We start from the raw sequence: 17,512 nt of genomic DNA, 5'->3' as shown, positions 1-17,512 counted from the left end.
GTCCGCACGTCAGCGCGTGGAGATGTCCAGCATCTCCTCGCGCGACACGACCTTGATCCGCTCGCGGCCCCTGGCCTCGCCCAGCGCCCGCTCGTGCTGGTCGAGCTGGTTCCAGCCGGTGAGCGTGGTGAACGCGACGCCCCGCTCGCGCAGCAGGTCGAGCACGGCGTCGGGGTCCGGCTCGGCCGGGGTGGGCAGCGTCGGCTGGTCGGCGAGCAGGCTGCCCACGGTCTCCAGCGCGTCGCCCTTGGTGTGGCCGATCAGGCCGACCGGGCCGCGCTTGATCCAGCCCGTCACGTAGACGCCCGGCATGTGCTGGCCGTCGAGGTCGAGCACGCGGCCGGCGTCGTGCGGCACGGTGCCGGCGTCGTGGTCGAACGGCAGGTCGGCCAGGTGGGTGCTGAGGTAGCCCACCGCGCGGTAGACGGCCTGGACGTCCCAGTCGTGGAACTCGCCGGTGCCGCGCGCGCCGCCGTCGCCGTCCAGCTCCATCCGCTCGGTGCGCAGGCCGGTGACCTCGGTCTCGCCGAGGATCTCGGCGGGGCTGTGCAGGAAGTGCAGGTGCAGCCGGCGCGGGCGGGTGCCCGGGTCGCGCAGCGCCCAGTCCTGGAGGGTCTTGACGACCATCTTCACCTGGTTGCTGCCGTTGATGGCGCGCATGCTGCCCTCGTCGAACTCGATGTCCTCCGGGTGGACGATCACCTCGACGTTGGGGGAGTGGTCCAGCTCCCGCAGCTCCAGCGGGGTGAACTTGGCCTGCGCGGGGCCGCGGCGGCCGAAGACGTGCACGTCGGTCACCTGGCTGGCGGCCAGACCCCGGTAGACGTTGTCCGGGATCTCGGTGGTCAGCATCTCGTCGGCGGTCTTGGCGAGGACGCGGGCGACGTCCAGCGCCACGTTCCCGGCGCCGATCACGGCCACGCTGCGCGCGGTCAGCGGCCAGTCGCGCGGCGCGTCGGGGTGCCCGTCGTACCAGGACACGAAGTCGGCGGCGCCGAAGCTGCCCGGCAGGTCGACGCCGGGCACCGCGAGGTCGCGGTCCCGGTCGGCCCCGGTGGCGAAGATGACCGCGTCGTAGTGCTGCCGCAGGTCCTCCAGCTTCAGGTCGACGCCGTAGTCGACGTTGCCGAGGAGGCGGATCTCCGGCCGCTCAAGCACCCGCTGGAGGGCGTTGACGATCTGCTTGATCCGCGGGTGGTCCGGTGCGACGCCGTAGCGGATCAGGCCGTAGGGTGCGGGCAGTCGCTCGATCAGGTCGATGCTCACCGGCGTGTCCGACTTGGTCAGGATGTCGGCCGCGTAGATGCCCGCGGGACCCGCGCCGACGACCGCCACCCGCAGCGGGCGACTCATAGACGTTCCTCCGTGTCTGGGGTGGTGCGCGCCCGCATCGGTCGGTCCCGGGGCGCGGGCAGGGAACTCCTCGTGAAGGTTAGCCTTGCCTAAGCGATCATGGGCTGATCGGGCGCTGTGGGCCTGCTCATATCGGCCCAGCCCCGCGGTGGTCCCCGCGGCGCGCCTCCCGTTCGTCGCGGTGAAAAACCGTTGGCGCGCAAGGAAGCTCCGCTGGCAACATCACCGGGGTGAAGAGCGGGGCTACTGCGAGAGCGTGTCGGCTCGGCCGGCGGTCTCCGGACTTGCCCATGCGTCCCTGACCGACCGGGACCGGCTCCCCGGGTGGGTTCCACCCGGTCGACGAGCCGGACGGCCGCGTCAGGGGCGGCCGGATCGGGGCGGTACGCCGACGAGGGCGGAATCTCGGGCAGCGGGTCGCGGGTTCGACTCCCGCCGGGCCCGGCCGCTGGCGGTGACGGCGCCGGGGCCCGTAGCTCAGCGGCAGAGCGGGCTGCGCCCTCGTCGACCTTGATCATTCTGCTTCGGTCCGGCTGACGGTCGGCCGGCCCACGGCGCGCGGTACGCCGGGGCCGGCCGGCTCGTCGCCCCCACCCCAGACCCGGGTTCCCGGCCGGTGTGGTCGGCACGGGAACCCCGCCGGGCGGGCCGGTCGCGCCGGGGAAGGCGCGGCCGGTCCGCGATCACCGACCGGGCGTCGCCCGGCCTTCGCCCGGCCCCAGCGCCCCCAGGTCCAGGTAGACCGCGAACGTGCCCAGCCAGTGCTCGGCGGCGTAGCCGTGACCGAACAGGTACGTCCGCCCCACCTGGGCGTGCTCGCGCCCCGCGGCCTCGGCCAGCGACCGGAACCGGTGGCCGGCGGGCAGGGCCCGCGCGATCCCCCACCAGCACCAGGCCCGGGACAACGCCAACCCGGCGAGGTGCGAGCCGTACGGGTTGCCCGGGTCGTCGACCGGCACCGGAGCCCGCAGCCCAGCCCAGCGCGGCTCGGCGAGGTCGGGCAGGAACCCGTCCAGCCACCCGGCGAACGCGGCCGGGTCGAGCACCCGGCGCATCAGGTCCGCCTCCGCGAGCGCGGGGGACAGGAAGTCGGCCGCGTCCGGCTCGTAGGCCCCGTAGTGCGTGTCCGAGCCGTACCAGCGGAGCGCCGTGCGCTCGCAGCACTCGGCCAGCTCGCTGTCGTCGACGGCGCGCGCCGCGTCGAGGATCAGCGACAGGGCGAACGCGGTGTTCCCGTGCGTGCCCGCCCGCACCGGGAACCGGGCGGAGGGGAGCCAGGCGAGCAGCCGGCCACGCAGCACCTCCGCCAGGGGGCGCAACGCCTCCGCCCACCGGCGGGCCGCGTCCCGGTCGCCGCCGCCAGCTTCGTTCAACGCGGCTTCGTTCAGCCCAGTCCCGTCGGCCCAGTTCCGCAGCTCGGCGACCAGCACCAACAGCCACGCCCAGCCGTACGGGCGCTCCCAGTGCTCGCCCTTCTCGGCGCGGAAGAAGTCCGCCTCCACCGCGCACGCCTCCGGCGTCACCAGCTCGTCCAGGGCGGCGCGGGCGTCGCCGACGCCGGGCAGCTCGGGGCGCAGTCGCAGCAGGCGGACCAGCAACCACGTCTGGTGCACGCAGGAGTGCCAGTCGTAGGACCCGGCGAAGACCGGGTGCAGCACGCGCTGCGGCGTGAGCTCGTCGGCGGAGTGGACGAGGTGCGTCCAGTGCACGGGGTAGTCACGGCGGACGTTGTCGACGGCCTTGGCCAGCAGTCCGGCTCTCTCGGTGTCGTCCAGGCGGGTCATGGCGGGCATCCTCTCCCGGGTGGGGCGCGCGGACAGCGCCCGTTCGGCAGCGCCGCGCTCCGCCCCGAGGGGCGGCCGGGGATCTGAATCGTGTCCCACCTGGCGGGAGGGGCCGCCCGGAGAACAGGAGACAACGGACACGCCCTACCCTGGTACCCGTGAACTGGACCGTGGACGTGCCCGTGGACACGCTCCCGGCGTTGCCGCCGCTCCCGCAGGAGCTGCGGGCCCGCCTCGACGACGCGCTCGCCCGGCCTGCCGCCCAGCAGCCGGACTGGCCCGACCCCGAGCAGGCCCGCAAGGTGCGGGCGGTGCTGGAGAGCGTCCCGCCGATCACCGTGCCCGCCGAGGTCGACCTCCTCAGGGAGCGCCTCGCCGCCGTCGCCAGGGGCGAGGCGTTTCTGCTGCAGGGCGGCGACTGCGCGGAGACGTTTGCCGACAACACCGAGCCGCACATCAGGGCGAACGTCCGGACGCTGCTCCAGATGGCCGTCGTGCTCACCTACGGCGCGAGCACGCCAGTCGTGAAGCTGGGCCGGATCGCCGGCCAGTACGCCAAGCCGCGCTCGGCCAACACCGACGCGCTGGGCCTGCCGTCCTACCGCGGCGACATGGTCAACTCACTGGTCGCCACGCCCGAGGCCCGGGTGCACGACCCGTCCCGCATGATCCGCGCCTACGCCAACGCGGGTGCGGCCATGAACCTGCTCCGCGCGCTCACCCACGCGGGCATGGCCGACCTGCACCGCGTGCACGACTGGAACAAGGACTTCGTGCGCACGTCGCCGGCCGGTGAGCGGTACGAGGCGCTGGCCAGCGAGATCGACCGCGGCCTGCGGTTCATGGGCGCGTGCGGCGTGCAGGACTCCAGCCTGCACAGCACCGAGTTCTACGCCAGCCACGAGGCGCTCGTGCTCGACTACGAGCGGGCCATGCTGCGGCTGGACGACGGTCAGCTCTACGACCTGTCCGCGCACTTCGTGTGGATCGGGGAGCGCACCCGGCAGCTCGACGGCGCGCACGTCGCCTTCGCCGAGCTGCTGGCCAACCCGATCGGCCTGAAGATCGGTCCGAGCACCACCCCGGAGATGGCGGTCGAGTACGTCGAGCGGCTCGACCCGCGCAACTCCCCCGGTCGGCTGACGCTGATCAGCCGGATGGGCAATCAGAAGGTGCGCGACGTGCTGCCCCCGATCATCGAGAAGGTGACCGCCTCCGGCCACCAGGTGATCTGGCAGTGCGACCCGATGCACGGCAACACGCACGAGGCCAGCACCGGCTACAAGACCCGGCACTTCGACCGGATCGTGGACGAGGTGCAGGGCTTCTTCGAGGTGCACCGCTCGCTGGGCACGCACCCGGGCGGCATCCACATCGAGCTGACCGGCGAGGACGTCACCGAGTGCCTGGGCGGCGCCCAGGAGATCTCCGACGCCGACCTGGCCGGCCGGTACGAGACCGCCTGCGACCCGCGCCTGAACACCCAGCAGTCGCTGGAGCTGGCGTTCCTGGTCGCGGAGATGCTGCGGTCCTGAGCGGTCTGGCCGTTTCCGGGAACGGGGTGACGGCAGGGCTCCGAAGCACGTGAAGGGGCGGGGTTGGCGTGTCACGCCGGCCCCGCCCTTCGCGTTGCCGGTCTCTCCCCGGTCCGGCCCGAGCGGTTCGAAGTATTTCGTATACGAAGTACGCCAACATCTTTGTCTGGTACTTCGTATACGAAGTGCGCGGTGCCGCTGTCCTGGATGGCACTTCGTATACGAAATGCAGGGTCGCGTACTGCTCCTAGAGGGCACTTCGTATACGAAAGTGCTTGTGCGATATGCAGGACCCGAGCCGCCGACGCCCCAGGAGGGTCAGGACGTGACGGCCGGTCCGGCCGGGCTCGGGATCAGGGGAAGGTCTCGACCTCGATCTCGGTGCCGGGCTTGACCTTGGTGCCCGGGTCCACCGACTGGTCCAGCACCAGGCTGTGCTTGTCCGGGCGCAGGCCCCGCGCCTTCAGCTTCAGCTTGAGCTCCTCCGCCGTCTTCTTGGCGTCCTGGAGCGTGGAGCCCTGGAACCTCGGCACGGTGACGGCGTTGGACACCACCACGCCCACGCGGCGGTTCTGCTTCGTCAGGGTCTCGCCGGGGCCGGGCTTGGTGGTGATGACCTTGCCGTTGTCGTGCTGCTCGGAGAACTCCGCGCCGGCGTCGTAGGGCTCGAAGCCCTCCTTGCGCAGCGCGGCGAACGCGTCGTCCCGGCTCATGCCCCTGACGTCGGGCACCGGGGTCGGCTTGGCGCCCTTGCTGAGGATGATCGTCACCGGGGTGCCGGCCGGCGCGGGCGTCCCCGGCTCCGGGTTGAGCCGGATCACCCTGCCCTCGGGCACGGACTCGTGGAACTCGTCCAGGCCCTTGTCGGTGCGGGGCTGGAGCTTGGCGTCGCGGATCGCGGTCTCGGCGTCCTGGAGCGCGGCGCCGGCGGGGACCTCCGGCACCTTCGGCCGGCCCTTGGACACCACGACCGTCACCTCGGCCCCGCGCAGCACCTGGACGCCGGTGTCCGGGTCGGTGCGCACGACCTTGCCCTGCTCGACCGAGTCGTCGTTCTCCTCCCGCACGCGCGGCACCAGGTCGGCCCCGCGCAGCACGTTCTCGGCGGTGGCGCGCTCGAAGTTGGCGACCTTCGGGATGGTGGCCCACCGCCCGCTGCCCAACCACCAGGCCACCCCGCCGACGAGCGAGGCCAGCACGAGCACGACGACGATCCACAGCGTGAACAGACGCCGGCTCGGCCGCCTGCGCGCGGCGGCCTTCGCCCCGCCCGGCTTCTTCCCGTTCCGCTCGGCGGCCCGGTCCGGCTGGACGGCGCCGGGCGCGGGTGTTCCACCCGGTGGTGTTCCGACCTGCGGTGTGGCGGCCGGAGCGAGGTCGGTGCGCGACATCGCCCTGGTGCCCTGCGGGCCGATCGGCTGGGGGCCGCTCTGCGCCGGCGCGGGGTGGACCATGGTCGCCGAGCTGACCGGCGCGATGCGCTGCGTCTCGTCGATGTCGCGGACGGCGGGAATGCGCTCGGTCGGCGGGTCGGCGGCCAGCGGCGCCGGCGGCGTGCTGGGGTGGCTCCCGTTGCTCGCGGCCGCGGCGGCCGGGACGGTCGTCGGCGTGGGCACGGTGACCCGGTCGATGTTCAGCGCGGCCCGCACCCGCTGGAGGGCGAGCAGGAACGCCGCCGCGTCCTGGGGGCGGGTCGCGGGGTCACGGCGGGTCGCCTGCACCACGAGCTCGTCCAGCGCGGGCGGGATGCCGGCCGCGGCCGTGCTGGGCGCCGGCACGTCGTCGTTGACGTGCCGATAGGCGACCGACAGCGCGGTGTCGCCGGTGTACGGCGGGACGCCGGTGAGCATCTCGTACAGCACGAGCCCGGCGGAGTAGACGTCGCTGCGCGCGTCGGCCGCGCCGGTGGCGACCTGCTCGGGGGCCAGGTACGCCACGGTGCCCAGGATGACGCTCGCGCTGGTGGTCCCGGCCTCCGCCACGGCGCGCACCAGCCCGAAGTCGGCGACCTTGACCACGCCGCCGCGCCCGATCAGCACGTTCTCCGGCTTGACGTCGCGGTGGACCAGCCCGGCGTTGTGCGCGGCGGCCAGCGCGGAGAGCACCGGCTCCAGCACGCTCAGCGCCAGCGGGACCGGCAGCGCGCCGTGCTCCCGCAGCAGGTCGCGCACGGTCCCGCCCTCGACCAGCTCCATCACCAGGAACACCCGGTCGCCGTCGACCCTGCGGTCGACGCCCTGGTCGTGGACGGCGACGATGCCGGGGTGGTGCAGCCGGGCGGCGGCGCGCGCCTCGCGCTCGAACCGGTCGGTGAACTTGCGGTCGCCGGAGAACCGGTCGTCCATCACCTTGATGGCGACCGGCCGGTCGAGGCGGGTGTCCAGGCCGCGGTAGACGACGGACATGCCACCTCGGGCGAGCAACGCGTCAACGCGGTAGCGGTGCTCCAGCACCGTGCCGATCAACTCAACCCCCCGGCGGTCCACAGGGCACGATGGTACGGACGGGTGTGCCCGCGGTCGTGGCCGGTCTTCGGCCCGGGGTGGGACGTAGTTGATCTTGTGATCGGCTCCCCCCGGTGACCCATCTCGCTCTGCGCCGGCCGGCCGCCGCCCGCTCGGGGGTGGGGACGCGCACGTCAGCCGGTCGGTGCACGGCATCGGGGGGTCGGTTGTGGCATCGTGACGCTGTGAGTGCGATCCCTGTCGCCCCGGATGTCCTTGGCCCCGAGGTGGCGGTGCTCCCGCTGCCCGACGTCGCCGAGCGACTCGGTCTCTCGATCTCCCGGGTGCACCAGTTGGTCCGTGATGGTCATCTTCTGGCGTTCCGCCGCGACGGAGTGTTGGTCGTCCCCGAGGACTTCCTCGGCGCCGAGGGCGTGGTGAAGGGCCTCGCCGGCACGATCACGCTGTTGCGCGACTCCGGTTACCGCGAGGACGAGATCCTGCGGTGGCTGTTCGGCGAGGACTCCACGCTGCCCGGCACCCCGATCAACGCGCTGCGGTCGGACCGGGGCCGCGAGGTCAAGCGGCGCGCCCAAGCGATGGGCTTCTAGCGCGCCCCCCGGCACGCGGGGGCTTCTAGCGCGCCTCCGGCGCGCGGGACGGAAGGTCGGCGTCCGCGTCGTGCGCCCGGTCCGCCGGGCGCACGACGCGGCTGAGCAGGGCCTGGCCGAACGCCGGCGCCGCCACCCGCAGCCGCCGCGCGGTCGGCACCACCACCCGCCGCCGCAGGACGGCGTAGTCGGCGGCCACGATCTCGTCGAGAATCCCCTGGTAGAGGGTGAACGCGGTGGTGACGCAGGGCCGCGCAGCCGGGGCCAGCATGGCCACGCCCGGCTCGGCCCCCCGGTACATCGACCGGGTGTAGGCCACGAGGTAGGCCAGGGCGCGGCGGACCCTGGGGTCGGTCCGGCCGGTCGTCCGGCACCAGCTCAGCAGCTCGCGGTCCACGCCGAACGCGGCCAGCTCCGCGCCGGGCAGGTACAGCCGGCCGCGGTCCAGGTCCTCGCCGACGTCCCGGAGGAAGTTGGTGAGCTGGAAGGCGGCGCCCACGGCGGCGGCGTGCGGCTCGGCCAGCTCCCCGGGCACGACGGTGCCGAACACCGGCAGGAGCTGGAGGCCGATCACCTCCGCCGAGCCGCGCACGTACTCCGCCAGTTCCGCCCAGGTGCCGTACTCGGTCCTGGTGAGGTCCATCCGCATCGAGCGGAGGAAGTCGTCGAACAACGCGGGGTCGATCCCGTGCCGCCGCGCGGTGTCGGCCAGCGCGACCAGCACCGGGGTCCGCCGCCCCCGACCCGGTCGGCCGCCGGCCAGCGCCCGGGCCAGGTCGGTGGCGAGCTGGTCCAGGGCGGCGGCCCGCTCGGGCACGCTCCGCCCGTCGGCCAGGTCGTCGACGATCTCGTCCGCCCAGCGCGCGAACCCGTACAGGGCGTGCACCGAGGGGCGGAGCGCGGGCGGCAGCAGCCGCGTCGCGAGGAAGAAGGTGCGCCCGTGGTGCGCGTTGAGCCGCCGGCAGCGGGCGTACGCGGCTCGGAGGCGCGGCTCGGTGATCCCGGCCGCGTCCAGTTCGGTCGCGCTCATCGGGGGAGCCCGCGCCCAGTGCTCGGGAGACCGCGTCCGGTGCTCAGGGGACCGCTCCCGGGGGTCCGCGCGGGACACCCGGACCGAGGGCGCCTCACGCCCGGGCCTCGCCCGTCGCCGGCCGGCTGGACAGGCCCAGTGGGTCGGGCCGCACGAGCGAGACGCCGGCCAGCACGGACACGAGCAGGGCGCCGGTCAGGAAGCCCCACGAGGTGAGCGCGCTGTCCCCGGACGGGTAGGTCACCAGCAGCAGCCACACCGACCCGCCGACGACCAGCGCCATCACCGGGAGCCGCCAGGTGAGGCCGGCGGCCAGCGCCAGCGCCCAGCTGAAGTACCACGGCAGGGTGGCCGGGGCGAGCGCGGCGACGGCCAGCAGCACCAGCGCGGCGCGGCGCACCACCTCGCGGGCGTCGCCGTCCCTGGCCGCCCACCACTGGCGGGCCGCCACGTAGGCGAGCAGCAGGGAGCCCAGCGTCCGCCCGACGTAGATGAACGGGTCGTGGGCCACGTCGGCGAACAGCCCCACGAACGAGTGGGCCAGCATGCCGAGGCCGGTGGGCAGCGACAGCCAGTTGATGATCGCCGAGGAGGTCTTCAGCCCGCTGATCCAGCCGAGGTCGACCCCGGCCAGCACGGTGCACAGGGTGAACAGGCCGGCGAACACCGCCAGCCCCGCGCCCGCCGATCGGGCGAACCGGGACCACGTCGAGCCGGGCAGCCGCGAGGCCCACACCCACACCAGGAACGGCAGCGCCACCACGGCGGTCGCCTTGACCGCCGCCGCGACGGTGACCAGGGCGATGCCCCTGACGTGCCGGCCGTCCAGCACGAACAGCGTGCCCAGCGCGAGCAGACCGATCATGAGCTGGTCGTTGTGCGCCCCGGCCACCAGGTGGACCAGGGTCAACGGGTTCGCCACCGCCAGCCACAACGCCAGCGACGTGCGCCCGCCGAGGTGCCGGACCAGGCCGGGCAGCGCCCAGCACAGCATGGCCAGGCCGGTCAGCATGAGCAGGCGCATGACGAGCACGCCGCTGATCACGCTGTTGCCGGTCACCGCGACCACGCCCTTGGCCACGAGCACGAACAGCGGCCCGTAGGGCGCGGTCGTGTTCTGCCACAGCCAGCTCACGTTGTCCGTCAGCGGCCCCGGCAGCACTGACGGCCCGACCGCGTACGGGTCGAAGCCCTGCAACGCGAGGTTGCCCTGCGCGAGGTAGCTGTAGACGTCCCGGCTGAACAGCGGCGGCGCGATCGCCAGCGGCGCGCACCACGCCGCGATGGTCGTGAGCACCCCGTGGGCGTTGGACCGCTCGGCGCGGACCTCGCGGCCCATCCGGACCCAGGCCCAGACCAGGAGCGCCACGCCGACGTAGACCACGCCGGTCGCCAGGTCGCGCCCGTGCCCATACCGCACCCACGAGAGCGCGCTGTCGACGATGAGCGGGTCCCGGACGAGCGTGCCGCCCGCGCCGACCCCGCCCAGGGCGAGCAGGGTGGTGCCGAGCAGGCCCAGCAGGAGCGTGCGCGGGTTCATGAGCGGACGCCGCCACACCAGCGGCGAGCGGACCGCGACCCGCGTCGGCGCCGACCCGGTGGTCGGCCGGGTCGGCGACCCGGCCGGCGTCGGTCCGGTGGTCAGCGGGGACGCGGCCCTCGACGGGGACGCGGGGGGCGAGGCGGGCTCGGCCGCCGTGCCGGTCCGCGAGTCAGCCCGGGCGCCGCCCGTCGGGAGATGCCGTAGTGTCGGCTCGGCACACGGGTTCTTGCGGGCAGGCGCGTCCGTCACCGGAGTCCGGCTGGTGCCGGAGTCGGTGCCGGGACGGGGCAGTGACGGAGTCGCGGGCATCGCGCCGAACATGGTCCCACAACGCCCGGACAGCCCGACGGGCAACGCCGTCGTGTCCCACGGGTGTGACGAGCTCCCCTTTCTCGCCGTCACATGTGTGACCCGTGTCACTTCGTTGCCGTCTGGGTCCGGGTGGGCGCTGGACGGTGCTCTCCTGCCGGGGCACGTCAGGAGAGCACCATCCACCGTGCATCCGGTTGTGCGACCGGCGCGGCGGTGGGTCGGCGGGGTCAGTGCGGAGTGAAGATCTTCGAGACGAACTCGGCGAGCTGCTCGTCGGTGATGTTGCGGGCCAGGTCCGACTCGCTGATCATCCCGACCAGCCGGTGACCGTTCTTCACGTCGATCACCGGGACTCGCTTGACCTGGTGGTTCTCCATCAGGTCGAGGACGTCGCGCAGGTCGGCGTCGGCGTCGATCCAGTGCAGCTCGCCGGCGAACTCGCCGGCCCGCGTGTTCCGCAGGTCGTGTCCCTCGGCGCAGCACCGCACGACGATGTCCCGATCGGTGATCATGCCCTTGAGCCGTTGGTCCTCCCCGCAGATCGGCAGGGCGCCCACGTCCAGGTCGCGCATCATCCGGGCGGCCTCGTACAGCGACCCGTTCTCACCGATGCACCGGGCCTCCCCGTGCATGATGTCGCGAGCCTTGAGGTTCTGGCGGGTGGTCACGGGTACCTCCTTCCTCCGGCGCCGACCCGGGCGGGCGGGGCGCCCGCGACCCGGGCCGACCGTGACTCGGCCGGCGGTCCGGGAAGTCGGTTGAGGTGGTTCCCCCGGCAGTCGGTCCCCGCCGGGGAATCCGGGTTCCGAACAGCCGGCCCCAGCATGCGCCGACGAGGGGGCGGCGGCCACACGGCGTCACCCACAGCGGTCGGCGCACGTCCCTGAGGTACCCACGACGAGCCGTTCGAACCCGCGCGACGCCACGGAACGTGCTGTCCCGGCCGGCGCCGGGCGCGTCGGCTCAGGCCTTCACCACGTCCGACAGGCGCACGAACCGGAAGCCGGCGGCGGTCAGCTTCGGCAGGGCCGCCGTGAGACCGGCGACGACGCCCCCGTTGGGCGTGTTCATCCGCGCCATGACGATGGACCCGGCCCTGGCGGCCTTCACGTTCCGCTCCACCTGCGCGGCCGGGGCCGTGCCCCGCTCGTCGGCGTTGACCTCGTAGCTGACCGCCTTCTCGCCGAGGTCGGCCAGCACGCGCACGGCGACGTCGTCGTAGTACCCGCCGTAGGAGCGGAAGAAGCGCGGCGCCCGGCCGGTCAGCGTCGTGATCTTCTCGTGGGTGCCGGCCACCTCGTCGATCACCTCGGCCACGCTCTGCGTGCCGTGCACCCCGAGCGCGGTCTGCCCGTTGACCGACAGCGGCCGGTGCGTCCTGCCGTGGTTGGCGATCTCGAACAGCGGGTCCTTGGCCAGCGCCTCGGCGACGGCGTGGTTGGCGTCGATCCACCGCGCGTTCAGGAACAGCGTCGCCGGGACCTGCCGCTGGCGCAGGAGCTCCAGGAGCCGCTGGTCGACCTCGTTGCCGTCGTCGCCGCCGCAGGCGTTGAACGTGAGCGCGACGACCTTCTCGTCGGTGTTCAACCGGGTGATGACGCCGGTGACGTCGGTTCCCCACGCCTTGGGCCGGTCGATCGCGTACCGCGAGATCAGGTCGTCCCGGAGCGGGCGGTAGCCCTGCGCGGGCGCCCCCGGCTTCGCCGAACTGGTCGCCCCGACCGGCTGGGTGTTCGGACTTCCACAGGCGACGAGCGCGGACCCGGCGAGCAGGGTCAGCAGTCCTCGTCGACTCAGCGTCCGCACGGGTCTGGGCACGCGATCAGCTCCTCGGTCGGGCCGGGTTCTGGTGCCCCGACACCGTACGGAGGCACCCCGTCGCGCGATGTTACGACTCTGTAAATGCCTACACCAGCGGCTTGTGGAGATCCGTCCACTCAAAGTTCACATCAGGCTCGTGACCTGCGACTTCGCCGCAAGAAAATGACCGACGAACTGATGTGGTGATCAGGTCGGTAGATAACGGAACGGCCAACCGGGGCACAGTGGTGACCCGTTCGGTGTGCACCCGGACCGGCCCGCGACGGGCGCGTTCGCGCCACGTCGCGGGCCGCCGACCGGGGGAGCGTCGCCGAGGAGAAGTGGAGCAGCCGAGGCGGCGGTCAGCCGAGACGCGCGAGGAAGGACCGCCACTGGCTGTGGGAGAAGGTCAGGGCCGGGCCGTCGGGGTTCTTCGAGTCCCGGACGGCGACGTCCCCGCTGGCCGGCGCCACCTCGACGCAGTCGTTGTTCAGCGCGCTGTAGCTGCTCTTCCGCCAGCACCGCCGGCTCTCGTGGATGGCGGTCACTTCAGCTTCCTGCTTCTTCGGCTTCGTCGGCCATCGAGGCGACGAAGCGGACGGATTCGTCGTGGCTGAGGCAGAGGCGCAACATCGTGTGCAGAAGTTTGCGGTAGACCGGCACCTCTTGGCGATCTTCGATGTAGACCGCCGTGGTCGGCGCCTCAAGGACGATGATCGAGGGATTCTCGGCGAAATCCATGATCACGAATGGGCTACTCGTAGGAAGATGCCCTGCGGCTAAGGGGGCGACCCGCAGGGTCACGGTCGGCCGCTGAGCCATCAGCACGATGTAGCGAAGTTGCTCGACGGCAACTGTTGGCATCCGCATCACGCGGCGCAGACCTGCCTCGTCGATCAACGCGGTGAACTGCGGTGGCTGGACCTTGCTCATGACGCTCTTCCTGGCAAGCCGGTGCGCTATGCGCTGCTCGACATCTTCTTTCGGGAGATGGCCATTCTCGAACACCAGGCGCATGTAATCAGGAGTTTGCAGTAGTCCTGGCACGAGCAGTGGCTGGAAATTGGTGATCCTGGTCGCTTCGGATTCGAACTGCGCGTAGGAGGACATTCCGTCCACAAAACGGTAGGAGCGTTGCCACCATCCACGTTCACCGGAGCCTCGGCACAGGTTCAGCAGATCGCTCCTCGTCGGCCTGTTGACGCGGTACAACGTCAGGAGCGCCGCGACGTCCTCGACCTGGATGCCGCGTCGGCCGTTCTCCAACCGGCTGACCTTGCTGGGAGACATGTCCAGGTAACCCGCTACCTGGGCTGCCGTATAGCCGGCCGCTTCTCGCAGTCGGCGCAACTCGGCGCCCACCTGCCGGGCCCGCACCGTGGGGGTCGGCTCCGCCATCGATCGCTCCTTCCGTCGGACTCGGCGAGGAAGGTAGGGGATCGATGAGGGTTTTCCGCCAGCCCATTCACGACCATTCACCCGAAAGTGCGGTTGCGTGTCGGCCTGACATTGACCGGAAATTTCCGGCGCCAGGGCGAATCCACGTCGAGGGAGGATCGGGATGGTGTCGACGGCGGTGGTCGCCGCGTTCGACGAGTTGGAGGATCGGCTGTACGAGTACCTGGACAACGTGGAACTGGTCGTGGGGGACGGGTCGGAGAAAGCCAGGCTGCGTCTCGCGGAAATCGAGGTGCCGACGATCGTCAGCCTGGTCCGGTCCCTGCTCCGGGAGCACCGGCCGGACGCGGCGGGGCACTGCGCGAGCTGCGGTCACCGGTGGCGGGGGTGGTGGCTGCTCCGCGAGCCGTGGCCGTGCGCGGTGGTGCGGAAGACGCACGAGTACCTGACCAATCCCGACCGGGTGCTCCTCGTGTGCGGGATGGAGGTGCCGGAGGCCCCGACGCTCGACCGCCGGAGCTGAGCCGAGGTCCACTTCGGACGATCCCGGAAAGCGACGACGCGCCAGCGGGCGGGGCCCACTGGCGCGTCGCGTCCTCTGTCGAGCTCGCGGCTCATGCGGCGGACTTGGCCACCCACATGTCCCACGGCACCGCCCAGATGTCGTTGCCGGTCGGCGGGATGTCGATCGCCGAGCCGGTGATCTCCACCGGGTCGCCGACCAGCGCGCCGTCGAAGTACTCCTTGGCCCGGGCGGTGGTCAGGTTGACGCAGCCGTGCGAGACGTTCTGGCTGCCCTGCGCCCATGCGGAGCTGTCGTAGGCGTGGACGTACTCGCCGTTGTAGGACAGCTGCACGCCCCAGTTGACCACGACGTCGTAGTTGTACTTGTCGTTCTTCATCCGCACGGTGTTCTGCCGCGACATGACCCAGTAGCGACCGTTGCGGGTCACGCGGCCCGGGTCGTTGTCGGCGCCGTAGCTCGCCGGGTAGTCGGCGATCTGCTGGCCGTCGCGGAGGACCACCATGCGGTGCGTCGACGTGTTGCCCTGCACCACCTGGGAGCGGCCGATGGTGAACGTGGACGTCACGTCCTGCGCGCCGTAGACGCCGTTGCCGTGCGGCACGCCGTAGAGCTTGATCTTCGCGGTGACCTGGGTGCCGGGCTTCCAGTACTCCTTCGGCCGCCACACCGCGGTCTTGTTGTCCATCCAGCCCCACGCGCCCTCGGTCGGCACCGAGGACTCCACCGTCATCGCCTTCTGCACCGCGGCCTTGTCCGGCACCGGGGCGGAGAAGTTGACCATGATCGGCATGGCGATGCCGTAGGTCTCGTGGTCACCGACGTTGACGCTGGCGCTGATCGTGCGCGCCGGCTTGACCGTGGTGAACGAGCCGGTGATCGGCGCCGGCTTGCCGTCGGCCCCGAGCGCGTTGCCCGTCCACGTGTAGCTCTTGCCGTAGCCGAGCGGTTCGCCGACCACCCAGCTCTTCTTGTCCGGCGCGAGCGTGCCCTTGACCTGCTTGCCCTCCTGGTTGGTCAGGGCGACCTCGGTGATCGTCCCGTCGACGACGTCCACCTTCACCGGCGCGACCGGCGCGACGTCCGCCGCCCCGTTGGCCGGCGCCACGGCGACCTTGGCCGGCTGCGGCGGTGGACTCGCCGGCGAGGCGTTGCCCTGCGCCTCGGCCCTGGGCGTGCTGCTCCCACTGCACGAGGTCATCGTCGCGGCCAGGGCGACCGCGGCCAGTGCGGTCGCGCCGACCGTCACCCAACGCCGGACCCGGCGTCGTTCCCCCAGCATGGGTTCCCCTTACTGTCGTTGCCCTCCGCCCCCCTTGACGCTCTGGCTCGCCCTGACGTTGGGCAATGACCAACGTGACCTCGGTCACGTTCGAGCGGGCCGTCATTCCCTTTCGGGGAGAGACGGCCACCGTGGGTGAGGACCTAGAGATAGCAGGTTCCCCTGTCGGCTGATCACCCGGAGGTGCGACTACCGCCCGGTGATCCGCGCCGCGGCGAGTCGGCCGGAGACCAGCGTGGTCGGGATGCCGACGCCGGGCGTGGTGCCGCTGCCGGCGAGCACCGCGTTCTCCGTGCCCCGCACCAGGTTCCGCGGCCGGAACGGGCCGGTCTGGGCGAAGGTGTGCGCCGCGCTGAACGGGGTGCCGGCGGCGTGGCCCTGCGCGGCCCAGTCCAGCGGCGTGGTCACGTGCAGGAGCTCGCCGTCGGCGGCGGGCAGGCCGCGCGCCGCGAGCACGTCCCGGAGCTCGTCGACGTAGGCCGGGGTGAGGCGCGCCCAGTCCAGCGGTCCGGCCTGGAGGTTCGGGCACGGCGCCAGGACGTAGTGCAGGTGCCGGCCGGCGGGGGCCAGCGCGGGGTCGACGCCGGTTGGCGTGGTGACCAGCAACGACGGGTCCGACATCAGCCGGCCGTCGCGGATGATCTCGCGGAAGGTGCCGCGCCAGGCCGCGCCGAACGAGATCGTGTGATGTGGGAAATTTTCGGCGCGGCGGTCGCTGGCCAGGTGCAGCACCACGGCGGAGGGGGACCAGCGAAGCCCGACCGGGCGGCGCGGCGCGCGGCCGAGCAGGCGGTAGGAGACGGGCAGGTCCGTCGTGAGGACCACGGCGTCGCAGGGGATGCGCTCGCCGGCGGCGGTGCGGACGGCCGTCACCCGGGAGCCCGCGCGTTCGAGGCCGGCGACGGTGGTGTCGTAGCGGAACTTCGCACCGGCCTCGGTCGCTGCGTCGGCGAGCGCTTGGGGGAGTTGCCGCAACCCGCCGCGCACCGCGTAGACACCGCGGATCGTGTCCATGTACGGGATGACGGCGTAGGCGGCCAGCGCCTGTTGCGGCGGCAGGCCCGCGTAGAGCGCCTGGAACGAGAACACGCGGCGCACCCGCTCGTCGCGGACGAACCGGCCAATCGCGTTGTCCAGGCGGCCGAACGCGCCCAGCGCCGCGACCTTCGCCAGCGACGGGTGCAGCAGGTCGAGCGGCGAGTCGAAGTTCGAGGCGACGAACCGGTCGAACTCCGCCTGGTACAGCTCGGTCAGCCAGGCGCGGAGCCGGCGGTAGCCCAGTGCCTCCTGGGGGCCAGCGAGACGGCGGATCTCGGTCTCCATGGCCTCCGGGTCGGTGTGTACGTCGAGGGTGCTGCCGTCGGCGAACCGGGCGTGGTAGGCGGGGTCGAGCTTGGTCAGCTCCAGGCGTTCCGCCAGCGAGGAGCCGACGGCGGCGAGGGCGTCGTCGACCAGCTCCGGCATGGTCATGACCGTCGGGCCGGTGTCGATGCGGAACCCGTCGACGTCCAGCCGGCCGGTGCGTCCGCCCGGGTGCGGCTCGCGCTCCAGCACCGTGACCGCGCGGCCGGCGCCGAGCAGGTGGAGGGCCGTCGACAGCCCGGACAGACCCGCGCCGACCACGACCACGTGATCGGTGCGGCCGGGCACGGTGGCGTGCGCAACTCGTCTCACGACTGGTTCTCCGAGGGGGAGGGAAGGGGCCGCTGGGCCGGGAGGACCTCGGCCGGGCGGCGAACCGGTGGGGGCGGGCCGGGTTGGCCTCGCTGGCTGTGTGCCGGGGAGATGATCGCCGGGCGGGCCGGGTCTTCGCTTCCCCGGCCCTTACCTCCGGACAGCCCCCACCCACCCTGGGGGGCGACCCCGCTCCAGCCTATCGACATCCCGCCCCCGGCCG

General features: G+C 72.5%; 14 protein-coding genes. 3 read left to right on the top strand and 11 right to left on the bottom strand.

Going from position 1 to position 17,512, the window contains the following annotated elements; genetic code table 11:
- Positions 1-9: 9 nt before the first annotated feature.
- Positions 10-1,353 carry an FAD-dependent oxidoreductase gene (locus BUE43_RS11730; protein WP_073482058.1) on the bottom strand — a complete coding sequence of 448 codons (1,344 nt, stop codon included), beginning with the start codon at positions 1,351-1,353 and terminating at the stop codon, positions 10-12.
- 683 nt (positions 1,354-2,036) lie between these two features.
- Entirely contained in the window at positions 2,037-3,137 is a 1,101-nt protein-coding gene (locus BUE43_RS11725; RefSeq protein ID WP_143174096.1) for a DUF2891 domain-containing protein, read from the bottom strand.
- Positions 3,138-3,295: 158 nt separating this feature from the next.
- On the opposite strand from BUE43_RS11725, the gene BUE43_RS11720 reads away from it, so the two are divergent.
- Positions 3,296-4,672 carry a class II 3-deoxy-7-phosphoheptulonate synthase gene (locus tag BUE43_RS11720; RefSeq protein WP_073482051.1) on the top strand — a complete coding sequence of 459 codons (1,377 nt, stop codon included), beginning with the start codon at positions 3,296-3,298 and terminating at the stop codon, positions 4,670-4,672.
- Between the two features lie 353 nt (positions 4,673-5,025).
- On the opposite strand, the gene pknB is transcribed toward BUE43_RS11720, so the two are convergent.
- Positions 5,026-7,158: a Stk1 family PASTA domain-containing Ser/Thr kinase gene (pknB, locus tag BUE43_RS11715; protein WP_268844423.1), complete on the bottom strand. Its 2,133-nt coding sequence runs from the start codon at positions 7,156-7,158 to the stop codon at positions 5,026-5,028.
- A 203-nt stretch (positions 7,159-7,361) separates the two neighbouring features.
- On the opposite strand from pknB, the gene BUE43_RS11710 reads away from it, so the two are divergent.
- The gene (locus tag BUE43_RS11710; RefSeq protein ID WP_073482048.1) at positions 7,362-7,727 is read left to right on the top strand and encodes an Rv2175c family DNA-binding protein; all 366 of its coding nucleotides are present in this window, start codon (positions 7,362-7,364) and stop codon (positions 7,725-7,727) included.
- Between the two features lie 25 nt (positions 7,728-7,752).
- Here the strand turns inward: BUE43_RS11710 and BUE43_RS11705 are convergent, their stop codons facing one another.
- The 6 genes from BUE43_RS11705 to BUE43_RS11680 form a co-directional block, all read right to left on the bottom strand.
- Positions 7,753-8,757: a phytoene/squalene synthase family protein gene (locus BUE43_RS11705; protein ID WP_073482045.1), complete on the bottom strand. Its 1,005-nt coding sequence runs from the start codon at positions 8,755-8,757 to the stop codon at positions 7,753-7,755.
- 94 nt (positions 8,758-8,851) lie between these two features.
- Positions 8,852-10,297: a polyprenol phosphomannose-dependent alpha 1,6 mannosyltransferase MptB gene (gene mptB, locus BUE43_RS11700; RefSeq protein WP_143174095.1), complete on the bottom strand. Its 1,446-nt coding sequence runs from the start codon at positions 10,295-10,297 to the stop codon at positions 8,852-8,854.
- A gap of 542 nt (positions 10,298-10,839) precedes the next feature.
- Positions 10,840-11,280: a CBS domain-containing protein gene (locus BUE43_RS11695; protein WP_407697114.1), complete on the bottom strand. Its 441-nt coding sequence runs from the start codon at positions 11,278-11,280 to the stop codon at positions 10,840-10,842.
- 295 nt (positions 11,281-11,575) lie between these two features.
- Positions 11,576-12,430, bottom strand: coding sequence for a polysaccharide deacetylase family protein (locus BUE43_RS11690; protein ID WP_200797464.1), 855 nt, complete (start codon positions 12,428-12,430; stop codon positions 11,576-11,578).
- A gap of 344 nt (positions 12,431-12,774) precedes the next feature.
- Entirely contained in the window at positions 12,775-12,960 is a 186-nt protein-coding gene (locus BUE43_RS11685) for a DUF397 domain-containing protein (RefSeq protein WP_073482039.1), read from the bottom strand.
- A 1-nt stretch (position 12,961) separates the two neighbouring features.
- Positions 12,962-13,810, bottom strand: coding sequence for a helix-turn-helix domain-containing protein (locus tag BUE43_RS11680; protein ID WP_073482036.1), 849 nt, complete (start codon positions 13,808-13,810; stop codon positions 12,962-12,964).
- 163 nt (positions 13,811-13,973) lie between these two features.
- Here BUE43_RS11680 and BUE43_RS11675 point away from each other — a divergent pair, with 163 nt between their 5' ends.
- Entirely contained in the window at positions 13,974-14,333 is a 360-nt protein-coding gene (locus BUE43_RS11675) for a hypothetical protein (protein WP_073482033.1), read from the top strand.
- Positions 14,334-14,424: 91 nt separating this feature from the next.
- Here BUE43_RS11675 and BUE43_RS11670 read toward each other — a convergent pair whose 3' ends face one another.
- Positions 14,425-15,615 carry a L,D-transpeptidase gene (locus BUE43_RS11670; RefSeq protein WP_073482030.1) on the bottom strand — a complete coding sequence of 397 codons (1,191 nt, stop codon included), beginning with the start codon at positions 15,613-15,615 and terminating at the stop codon, positions 14,425-14,427.
- Positions 15,616-15,804: 189 nt separating this feature from the next.
- Positions 15,805-17,289, bottom strand: a complete 1,485-nt coding sequence (crtI, locus tag BUE43_RS11665) for a phytoene desaturase family protein (protein ID WP_073482027.1) — start codon at positions 17,287-17,289, stop codon at positions 15,805-15,807.
- Positions 17,290-17,512 lie beyond the last annotated feature (223 nt).

The sequence above is a fragment of the Streptoalloteichus hindustanus genome (assembly GCF_900129375.1).
GTDB classification, from domain to species: Bacteria; Actinomycetota; Actinomycetes; order Mycobacteriales; family Pseudonocardiaceae; genus Streptoalloteichus; species Streptoalloteichus hindustanus.
This window is presented reverse-complemented; position numbering and strand designations above follow the sequence as displayed.

Excerpts from the sequence above, each read along its gene's own strand:
- BUE43_RS11730 (WP_073482058.1), bottom strand. The coding sequence starts at position 1,353 with ATGAGTCGCCCGCTGCGGGTGGCGGTCGTCGGCGCGGGTCCCGCGGGC.
- BUE43_RS11725 (WP_143174096.1), bottom strand. The coding sequence starts at position 3,137 with ATGACCCGCCTGGACGACACCGAGAGAGCCGGACTGCTGGCCAAGGCC.
- BUE43_RS11705 (WP_073482045.1), bottom strand. The coding sequence starts at position 8,757 with ATGAGCGCGACCGAACTGGACGCGGCCGGGATCACCGAGCCGCGCCTC.
- mptB (WP_143174095.1), bottom strand. The coding sequence starts at position 10,297 with ATGAACCCGCGCACGCTCCTGCTGGGCCTGCTCGGCACCACCCTGCTC.
- BUE43_RS11680 (WP_073482036.1), bottom strand. The coding sequence starts at position 13,810 with ATGGCGGAGCCGACCCCCACGGTGCGGGCCCGGCAGGTGGGCGCCGAG.
- BUE43_RS11675 (WP_073482033.1), top strand. The coding sequence starts at position 13,974 with ATGGTGTCGACGGCGGTGGTCGCCGCGTTCGACGAGTTGGAGGATCGG.
- BUE43_RS11670 (WP_073482030.1), bottom strand. The coding sequence starts at position 15,615 with ATGCTGGGGGAACGACGCCGGGTCCGGCGTTGGGTGACGGTCGGCGCG.